Source organism: Microbacterium sp. gxy059 (assembly GCF_050958665.1).
Taxonomy (GTDB): Bacteria; Actinomycetota; Actinomycetes; order Actinomycetales; family Microbacteriaceae; genus Microbacterium.
This window is the reverse complement of record NZ_JAMXWT010000018.1, coordinates 62,695-71,982: the sequence shown is the minus strand read 5'-3', so window position 1 is coordinate 71,982 and position 9,288 is coordinate 62,695. Positions and strand designations below refer to the sequence as shown.

Below are 9,288 nucleotides of genomic sequence, written 5' to 3'. Positions count from 1 at the left end.
AGGTGTCGGCCATGCGCGCTCCCCTCTCTTCTCTCCGACGTGCGGAGACGGGGGGGGGGGGGGGGGGGCCCCCCCCCCCCCCCCCCCCCCACCCGGATCAACCCGCGAGCTTGCCCTGGATGGCCTCGGCCATCTCCGCCCACGTCGATGCAGGGTCGGCGCCCTTGATGATCTCGACCTCGGCGGCGCCCCAGTCGTCCCAGACGGTTCCCATCTCGGGGTTGCTGGGCATCGGCACGGCGTTCTCGCCGGCGGCGGCGAAGCCCGCGACGATCGGATCCTCCTGAGCGGCCTCGTAGGCCTCGGTCAGCGCCGGGACGCGCCCGCCGGCCTCGAAGAGGGCGGTCTGCACCTCGGGCGTCGAGAGGTAGTTCACGAGGAACTCGTTCGCGGCGAGGGAGTTCTCCGACTTCGCGCTGACGGCGAAGGCCTGAACGCCCGCGAAGGGCGCGGCGGGCTGTCCGCCGGCGGACGGGATCGGGTCGACGGCGACGTCGATGCCCTTCTCCTGAGCCGCGGTCACGTTCCAGGGGCCCGACAGGTAGAAGGCGGCGTCGCCCGCGTTGAACGCCTCGGTCGCGAGGTCGCCCTTCATGTTGAGGTTGAGCACGCCCGCCTCGCCCTGCTCGCCGAGCCAGGTCGCGAACTGCTCGCCCGCCTCGTCGCCGATCGTGAGCTGCGATGCGTCGTAGCTGCCGTCGGCGTTCTGCGCGAAGACGGCGTTTCCGAACGACGTCTCGAACGGGTACAGGTGGTACGGGTCGGAGGTCTGCGGGTCGAGGCCGACGACGAACGGGTAGCGGGTTCCCGCGGCCTCGCCCTTGGCGATCATGTCGTCGTAGTCGGTCGGCGCCTCGGGGACGAGCTCGGTGTTGCGCAGCAGGCCGATGTTCTCGATCGCGTAGGGAACACCGTAGGTGGTGCCCTCGTAGTTGACGGCCTGGATCGCGACCTCCTCGAACGCGTCGGCGGTGTCGCCGAGCTCGACGGGGGCGACGACGCCGTCGTTGACCCATGCGCCGATCCAGTCGTGCGCCGCGATCGTGATGTCGGGACCCTTGCCGGTCGGGACCTGGGTCGTGAAGTCGTCGCGGATCTTCGGGAAGTCCTTGATCACGAGGTTGACCTTCACACCGCGCTCTTCCTCGAACTGCGCCGCGATGTCCTTCAGGACCGGCGCGCGGTCGGTGTCGACCCACACGGTCAGCGTCGTCGACGCCTCGTCGCCGGTGGCGGCCGTCCCGTCGTCGTCAGCTGACGCGCAGCCCGCGAGGCCGAGCGTCGTGAGGAGGGCGATGGCCGCGCTCGCGCGGCCGACCTGCTTCACCGTCATTGGTGTGCTCCTTCGTTATGGCCGGCTTCGGCGCCGGTGTGAAAGCGTTTCCCTATCGTGCGGCGAGCGAATGCCGTACGCCCGTGGGGCTGCGCGCATAGCCGCGGAAAACAAGCATGCACCCTTGCCCAGCCATTTGCAAGCGTTTCCATTCTTGGGCGATCTTCGCCTAGGCTTGCCGCTCATGACCAGCCAATGGTGGCGCTCCGCCGTGATCTACCAGATCTATCCGCGCTCCTTCGCCGACGCGTCGGGAGACGGCGTCGGCGACCTCGCCGGAATCACCTCGCGACTCGCCTCGCTGCGCGAGCTCGGCGTCGACGTCGTCTGGCTCTCGCCCTTCATGACATCCCCGCAGAAGGACGCAGGCTACGACGTCGCCGACTACTGCGACGTGGATCCGCTGTTCGGCACCCTCGCCGACTTCGACGCGATGCTCGCCCGCGCGCACGACCTCGGCCTGCGCGTGATCGTCGACCTCGTCCCCAACCACTCCTCCGACCAGCACCCCTGGTTCCGCGAGGCCGTCGCCGCCGGCCCCGGCAGCCGCGAGCGCGCCCGCTACATCTTCCGCGACGGCGCGGGCGACGGATCCGAGCCCCCAAACAACTGGCAGTCGATCTTCGGCGGCCCCGCATGGACCCGCCTCGCCGAGCCCGATGGCACGCCCGGCCAGTGGTACCTGCACCTGTTCGACTCATCCCAGCCCGACTTCGACTGGTCGAACGACGAGGTGCGCGAGGAGTTCCGGCGGATCCTGCGCTTCTGGCTCGACCGCGGCGTCGACGGGTTTCGCGTCGACGTGGCGCACGGCCTCATCAAGCGCGCGGGGCTTCCCGACTACACGCCGCCCGAGGACGGCGACTCGATGGGCGGCGTCGAGCCCGTTCCCTACTTCGGACAGCCCGGCGTGCACGAGGTCTACCGCGACTGGCGCGAGCTGCTCGACGGCTACGACGGGGAGCGCGTGCTCTGTGCCGAGGCGTGGATGCCGACCGTCGACGAGATCGCCCTCTGGGTGCGCCCCGATGAGATGCACCAGGCGTTCAACTTCTCGTACGCCATGACGAGCTGGGACGCCGACGAGATGCGCCACGTGATCAGCGAGTCGCTGCGCGCCTTCTCCGCCGTCGGCGCTCCCGCGACCTGGGTGCTGTCGAACCACGACGTGATCCGGCACACGACGCGACTGGCGCTGCCCGTGGAGATCCCCCAGGGGCACGGCATCGGGCCGTCGACCCCCGGCATCCCGGACGCCGCCGGCGCGCTGCGGCGCGGGCGCGCCGCCACCGCGCTGATGCTCGCCCTCCCCGGATCCGCCTACCTCTACCAGGGGGAGGAGCTCGGCCTGCCCGAGGTCGTCGACCTCCCCGACGACGCACGCCAGGATCCCACCTGGTTCCGCCACGACGGCGAGCGCTACGGCCGCGACGGATGCCGCGTGCCGATCCCGTGGGAGGCGGATCGCCCGGCCGCGGGCTTCAGCGAGACGGGGCTGTCGTGGCTTCCGCAGCCGAACGACTGGTCCCGCTACGCCCGCGACCAGCAGGAGGGGGTGCCCGGCTCGACGCTCGAGCTGTACCGCGAGCTTCTGCGCCTGCGCCGCGAGCTGGCCGTCGCGACGGCGACCCTCGAGTGGATCGACGCGCCCCCGACCTGCGTCGCGTTCCGCACGGGCGACGTCACGGTGATCGCGAACACGGGCGCCGATCCCGTCGCACTTCCCGCGGGGGCCGACGTGCTCGTCTCGAGCGGCCCCCTGGACGGCGACCTCGTGCCCTCCGACACGACCGTGTGGCTGCGGGCCGACTGACTGCGTCGACCCCTTCCGCGCTGCCGCGGTTCTGAGAGGATGCGATCGTGAACATCGCGGAGGTCGCGAAGGCGGCGAACGTCTCGAACGCGACGGTGTCGCGCGCGCTGTCGGGGCGCGGATCCGTTTCCCCCGCCACGCGCGAGCGCGTGCTGGGCGCGGCGCGCGATCTGGGATACGTCGTCTCGCAGGCGGCGTCGACCCTCGCGAGCGGCCGCAACCGCAACGTGGGCGTCGTGCTGCCGTTCCTCGACAGGTGGTTCTTCACGCAGGTGCTCGCGGGCGCCCAGGAGCGCCTCGTCCACGCGGGCTACGACGTCACGCTGTACAACCTCGCGGGTCACGGAGACGAGAGGCGCCAGGTCTTCGACACCTTCCTGCTGCGCCGCCGCGTCGACGCCGCGATCGCCGTGTCTCTGGAGCTCTCCGACGACGAGATCTCGCGCCTGCACGACCTCGGCAAGCCCCTCGTCGGCGTCGGCGGCCCCATCGCGGGCGTCCCCACGCTCGCGATCGACGATGTCAGCGCCGCGCGGCTCGCCACGGATCACCTGCTGGGTCTCGGGCACACGCGCATCGCGCATATCGGCGGCGACGAGGACTCCGACCTCGACTTCCACCTGCCGCCGAAGAGGCGCCGGGGCTACGAGGATGCGCTCGTCGCGGCGGGCGTTCCCGGCGATCCGTCGCTCGTCGCCGCGGCGGACTTCACGATCCCCGGCGGCTATCGCGCCGCCAAGCAGCTGCTCGGCGCCCCCGCGGCGCGGCGGCCCACCGCGATCCTCGCCGCGTCGGACGAGATGGCGTTCGGCGCGATCCTCGCCGCGCGGGATCTTGGGCTCTCCGTTCCGGGCGACCTCTCGGTCGTCGGCGTCGACGACCACGACCTCGCCGAGTTCTTCGGCCTCACGACGATCGCCCAGCACCCGCGCCGCCAGGGGGCGCTCGCGGCCGGCTCGCTGCTGGCCCAGCTCGAGCCCGATGCCTACGAGCCGGTCGATCCGCTCCTCCCGTTCGAGCTCGTCGTGCGCTCGTCGACGGCGCGTCCCCGCCCCGCGTAGCGCCCGCTCGCGCGCCTCTCCCGCGCCGCCCGTGCGAGATCGGGCGGGTCTCCGCGCGGCAGCGCCTCCCCAGGCATGAGCGCGGGCTGCGGCCCCGGACGGCCTGCGCGGGTGCTCCGTGTCTCCTCTCCGCGTTCTGCCCCGCCGTCGCGCCCGACGCGGTGCGCGGGCATCTCTCGAGACCGGCGCTCTCAGACGGGGCCGGCTCAGGAGGAGACGCCGGCCAGCGGAGCTCACCCCGGCGGAGCCCCCTCCGCATGAGCGGGTTCGGTGCTCCGGATGACGCATCGTCTCGTTTCGCGCGGCGCCGAATCGACGGATGTCGGAGGGGGTTATTAGCCTGAGACCGGAAGGTATCCGAGATATTGGGGGATGAGACGCGATGACGAGCAGCGAGGAGCCCGAGCGCACCGAGCAGCAGGGGCCGCAGGACGGGTCGTCGGAGGCGGGCGATGGCACCTCTCCGGCCGAGGCGGGGGAGCAGGCGACCCCGCCCAGCGGGGCGGAGGGGGCCGCGAGCGCGGACGCGTCGGCTGCGGCGGATCCGCCCGAGCGCCCCGAGGCGCCTCCCGCGCCGGCGGAGCCGGCGGGCGCTCCGCTCCTGCCGCCGACACCTCCCGCCCCGTCCGCGGGGGCAGCGCCGGCGGCGGCCCCGGGAAGCGACCGCGCGTGGGTCGGCGAAGCGCCTGCCGCGGGGCCGGCTCCCGGAGGGGCGCAGGCGGTCGGCGCTCCGGCGGCGCCCGCGTCGCCGCTCGCGGCCCGCGAGCCCTGGGTCGCGGGGGCGATCTCGGCGGGCCTCGGCCTCGCGGGCGCCCTCACCGCGAGCCTCGTCGTGACCCTCACGACCGTCTTCGCGGTGCAGGCGTCGGGCGACGCCGACATCGCCGGCATCGTGAACGGCGCGTGGTTCGGGCTCCTCGTGCAGTTCGTCGGCATGGGCTTCCTCGGACCGCTGGGCCTGACGACCTCCGTGTTCGGCGCGGCGCCGCTCTCGGCGGCGGTCTTCGTCGTCCCCGTGCTCGTGCCCGTCGCCGCGGTGGCCGCGATCCTGCTGTTCGCGCGTCGCCTGGCGCCGCCCGTCGACCTCGCGATCGGCCCGCGGCTGGCGGTCGCGGGCGCGGCGGGAGCCGCGTTCTCGGTGGTCGTGGCGCTTCTCCAGACGGTCGCGCCGGTGGCCGTCCGCATCCCGATGGTGCCGCCGTTCGACCTCCGCGCCGTGTCGGTGTGGAGCGTGCTACTGTCGCTCGTCGTCATCGGCGTCGCGGTGCTCGTCGTGCTCAGCCCGCGAGGCGCGACGCGCGGGCGCTGGCGCTCCGCCGCCGCGCAGGCGGGGGAGCACCTCGGCGCGGTCGGCGTCGTCCTCGGGCTCGTCGTCTTCGTCGTGATGGCGGTGCAGGCGGGCGACGGCACCGCGTCGCTCCTGCTGCTCGCCCCTCTGCTCCTTCCGCTCCTCGCGCTCGACGGCGCGGCGATCGGCGGGTTCTCGTCGGTGCTGATGACGGGGCAGGGGCAGCTGGCCGGATACGGCGGAGACGACTCGCTCGTCGAGGGGCTCTCCGTGTTCGGCTCCGGCCTCGAGGTGTGGCAGCGGATCCTCGTGATCATCCTCGCTCTGGCGGCGCTGGCCGTCGCGAGCATCCGGTGGCGGGTGCGGAGGGGAGCCGCAGACGATGCGATCTCGTGGGCGCTGCTCCCCGTCGCATACGGGGCCGCCGGTCTCGTCGTCACCGCGGTCGGGCGCGTCTCCGCCTCGCTCGCCGGGTCGGTGGAGGGCGTTCCCTTCCTGGGCGGGCTCAGCGGCTACGCGTCGCTCGGCGTCGGTCCGGCGGCCTGGACGTTCGTGCTCTTCGCCGTCATCGGCGTCGTCGTGGACGTGCTCGCGCGGTTCGTCGTGCCTGCCGTCGTGCGTTTGATGCCGCGCGGACTGCTGAGGGTGCTCGCGGCGGGAACCGCGATCGCGCCGTCGGTCCCTCGCGCGGCGGCCGCGCCATCGCATCCCGCGCCCGCCTCCGGCACGGCCCCCGGGCCGGGTGCATCGACGGAGGATTCGCCCGTCGCGCCGGCGGCGGGTTTCGACGCCTCGCCTGCCGGAGCTCCGCCCGTCGGCGCGCCCGCGCAGTCGCCCCTCGCGCCCGGTGCGGCGCCCGAGGCCGCCCCGCCGACGCCGGCCGCCCCTGCGAGGCCTCCCGCCCCGGGCGAGGCCGTCGCTCCGCTGCCCCCGACCCCGTCCGCGCCGGCCGACGCGGGGGAGCCCGCCGGTGCGACGTCGCCCGATCTCGCCGAGACGGCGGTGCTGCCGCCCGCGGCCGCTCCGGCGTCTGCCGGCGACCCGCTCGCCGCCCTCCTCGGCGACGAGGCCTCCCAGCCGGCGAAGCCGGTGAGCCGACGCGCGAAGGTCGGCTGGATCGTCACCGGAGGCGCCGTCGCGCTCGTCGCGGTGCTCGCGATCGCCGGATCCCTCGTCCGCGGGCACCTCGCCGAGACCCGCTTCTCGCCCCAGGCGCAGGTCGAGGACTACCTCGAGAGCGTGGTGGCGGGCGATGCGTCCGGCGCGCTCGCGCTGTGGGGCCCCAACGTCACCACGGGCGAGCGGGTGCTCCTCGACGACGCCGTGTACGCGGCCGCCGAGAACCGTCCCACCGCGCACCGGATCCTCCGCACCGACGCCGGCGAGGGGTCGGCGACGGTCTCCGCGGCGCTCACCGTCGACGGCAAGCAGCACGAGCTGTGGTTCGAGCTCGAGGCGGACGGCACGCAGGCGATGATCTTCGACGCGTGGCGCATCACGTCCGGCCCGGAGCAGAGCCTGCGCGTCGCCGTGGGCGACGGCGCGGCGGGGCCGGCGAGCGTCAACGGGGTCGAGGTCGACCTGAGCGGGCTCGAGGCGACGGAGGGAGACGGGCCCGGCGGCACCGCGGCCCTCCCCGTCCTGCCCGGCACCTACTCCTTCGCGGCGCCGGCCGACACGGGCGTGTTCACCTACGGCGACGACGTCGCGGTCGAGGTGCTCCCCGACGCCGACCGCACCGGCGAGGGCGCGCAGGAGGAGCCGGTCGCCTTCGCGCCCCGCTGGGGCGAGGAAGCGCAGCAGCAGGCGATCGCCGCGGTGCAGGAGCGCATCGACCTGTGCATGACGTCCGACCAGTTCCAGCCGTCCGATTGCCGCAGCGTGCTCGGCATGTACGAGCCGTCGTATGCGGTCACCGGCATCGAGCGCTCGTGGGACGAGAAGCCCGAGCTCTCGTTCGAGGAGGGCGGCGATGATGGGTGGGGCGTCGAGGAGCCGCCGGCCGTCGTCGTCTCGGGCGGCGTCCTGCGCATCGACTACGAGTGGCGCTGGGACGAGGACGACGAGTGGGAGTCCGACACGACCACCGACAGCGCGCCGTTCGGCGGCTGGGGCGGATCCGCCCGGGTTCCCGTGCACGCCGACGAGGACGGCGAGGTGACCGTCGACCTCTCGGAATTCTGATCTCCGGGGCGAGAGCGGCGCGTGCGCGCCGCTCTCGCCGATCGCACGGCGGCGACCTACGCTGGACAGATGGCGATCGGAGGGCGCAGCCGCGTGGCGACGGGGATCGGGGGGGTCCTCATCGCGGGCGTCGTCGGGCTGCTCGTCTGGGCCGCGTGGCCGTTCTGGCCCGTCGTCGGCGACTGGATGGTCGGGCTCGTCGACGGCTTCTTCGAGTGGCTGCGATCCGTCACCCCGGCACGCCGCTCCTGAAGACCTCCGGCCGTTCCGACACGGCGCGGCGAGGCGCCGCGGGAGCCGCCTTCCGCCGCGATAATCTGCTGACCGGAGGGGAGACGCCCCGCCCGGGAGGAGCGCGCGACATGAGTGACGCACAGGGTTCGAACGACGAGCCGACCACCGGCGAGCCGGCCTCGCCGTCGCCCGCCGAGCGCCCCGACGAGGCGCTCGCCGACGCGCAGCCCGACACCGGGGTCGACGAGACCGGCGTCGACGCGGACCTGCCCCCTCACGTCGCGCCGGAGCCGCCGTCGGACGAGCCCGAGCCGCACGAGGCGAGCATCGCCGATGAGCGCGATGCGGTCGACCCGCTGCCCTCGGAGGAGCCGACCCCGCTCGCCGACGAGGCGCTCCGATCCGCTCCGGCGGGCGACGAGCCGAGCGCCGACGCGGAGGACGAGGCCGCGCAGAGCTTCCCCGAGCCCGCCGTCTCCCGCCCCGCGCCCGAGCCGCCCGCGACCCGCGGCGCGGACGTCGCCGACGAGGCCTCCGCCGACGCGGATCCCGTCGACTACGAGGCGCTCGCGGCCGAGCTCGACCGGCTGGAGGCGCAGTCCGGCGATTCCTTCGGCGCGTCCGCGGATCCCGATGACGAGCCCGTCGACGAGACCCCGACCGAGGTCGCGCCGGCCGAGCCCTCGTATCGCGTCGCGCAGGCCACCACGCCGCCCGTCGCGGAGCCGGTCTCTGACCCGGTCGTGACGCCCAGCGAGCCCACTCCGCTCGGCGCCGCGTCTCCGATCTTCGTCCAAGCGCCCGAGCCGCCGAAGAAGCGCGGCAACCGCGGGGCGGCGGCCCTCATCGGCCTGCTCGCCGCCGCCGTGTTCGCGGTGCTGTTCTTCGCCGCCTCGTTCGGCATCTGGTGGATGTACGGGCACTTCGGCCTCCGCGAGGGCGTGGCGGATCAGCCGCTCGTCGATCTCGCGCTCGAGGTCGCGACCGCCCCGCCGTTCTGGGTGACGGTCATCGGCTTCTGGATCGGGTTCTGGCTGCTCGGCGTGTTCGTGAACCGCGCGCGCTGGTGGTCGTGGGTGGTCCTCGGCGTCGTGGTGTCGCTCATCGCCTACGGCGGCTACCTCGGCGGAGTGTTCCTGGAGGCGCCCTTCTGGATGATCACGCAGAGCGAGGGCGTCACGCTCCTCCTCGGTCACGTGCTCAGCCCGATCGGCCTCGCGGCCTTCCTCATCGCCCGCGAGGTGACGATCTGGTTCGGCGCGTGGGTGTCGCGGCGCGGCGTCCGCCTCGCGGCCCTGAACGCCGAGGCTCAGGACGAGTACGACCGACTCATCGCCGAGGGGCCCCGCGGACCTGAGAGCGCGTGACAATGGGT

At 73.8% G+C, this 9,288-nt stretch carries 6 protein-coding genes; 5 read left to right on the top strand and 1 reads right to left on the bottom strand.

Going from position 1 to position 9,288, the window contains the following annotated elements:
• Nucleotides 1-97 precede the first annotated feature (97 nt).
• Nucleotides 98-1,333: a sugar ABC transporter substrate-binding protein gene (locus tag NHL53_RS11125; RefSeq protein WP_433776933.1), complete on the bottom strand. Its 1,236-nt coding sequence runs from the start codon at nucleotides 1,331-1,333 to the stop codon at nucleotides 98-100.
• A gap of 184 nt (nucleotides 1,334-1,517) precedes the next feature.
• On the opposite strand from NHL53_RS11125, the gene NHL53_RS11120 reads away from it, so the two are divergent.
• The 5 genes from NHL53_RS11120 (at nucleotide 1,518) to NHL53_RS11100 (ending at nucleotide 9,280) form a co-directional block, all read left to right on the top strand.
• The gene (locus NHL53_RS11120) at nucleotides 1,518-3,146 is read left to right on the top strand and encodes a glycoside hydrolase family 13 protein (protein WP_433776932.1); all 1,629 of its coding nucleotides are present in this window, start codon (nucleotides 1,518-1,520) and stop codon (nucleotides 3,144-3,146) included.
• Between the two features lie 44 nt (nucleotides 3,147-3,190).
• On the top strand, nucleotides 3,191-4,207 hold the full coding sequence (locus NHL53_RS11115; RefSeq protein WP_433776934.1) for a LacI family DNA-binding transcriptional regulator: 1,017 nt from the start codon (nucleotides 3,191-3,193) through the stop codon (nucleotides 4,205-4,207).
• A 382-nt stretch (nucleotides 4,208-4,589) separates the two neighbouring features.
• A complete protein-coding gene (locus NHL53_RS11110) occupies nucleotides 4,590-7,679 on the top strand; it encodes a hypothetical protein (RefSeq protein ID WP_433776931.1) in 3,090 nt (1,029 codons plus the stop codon).
• Nucleotides 7,680-7,748: 69 nt separating this feature from the next.
• On the top strand, nucleotides 7,749-7,931 hold the full coding sequence (locus NHL53_RS11105) for a hypothetical protein (protein WP_433776930.1): 183 nt from the start codon (nucleotides 7,749-7,751) through the stop codon (nucleotides 7,929-7,931).
• Between the two features lie 110 nt (nucleotides 7,932-8,041).
• Nucleotides 8,042-9,280: an ABC transporter gene (locus NHL53_RS11100; RefSeq protein WP_433776929.1), complete on the top strand. Its 1,239-nt coding sequence runs from the start codon at nucleotides 8,042-8,044 to the stop codon at nucleotides 9,278-9,280.
• Nucleotides 9,281-9,288: the final 8 nt, after the last annotated feature.

What these genes read in the sequence shown, in the direction of transcription:
- NHL53_RS11125 (WP_433776933.1), bottom strand. Translation starts at nt 1,333, where the DNA reads ATGACGGTGAAGCAGGTCGGCCGCGCGAGCGCGGCCATCGCCCTCCTC.
- NHL53_RS11105 (WP_433776930.1), top strand. Translation starts at nt 7,749, where the DNA reads ATGGCGATCGGAGGGCGCAGCCGCGTGGCGACGGGGATCGGGGGGGTC.
- NHL53_RS11110 (WP_433776931.1), top strand. Translation starts at nt 4,590, where the DNA reads ATGACGAGCAGCGAGGAGCCCGAGCGCACCGAGCAGCAGGGGCCGCAG.
- NHL53_RS11120 (WP_433776932.1), top strand. Translation starts at nt 1,518, where the DNA reads ATGACCAGCCAATGGTGGCGCTCCGCCGTGATCTACCAGATCTATCCG.
- NHL53_RS11100 (WP_433776929.1), top strand. Translation starts at nt 8,042, where the DNA reads ATGAGTGACGCACAGGGTTCGAACGACGAGCCGACCACCGGCGAGCCG.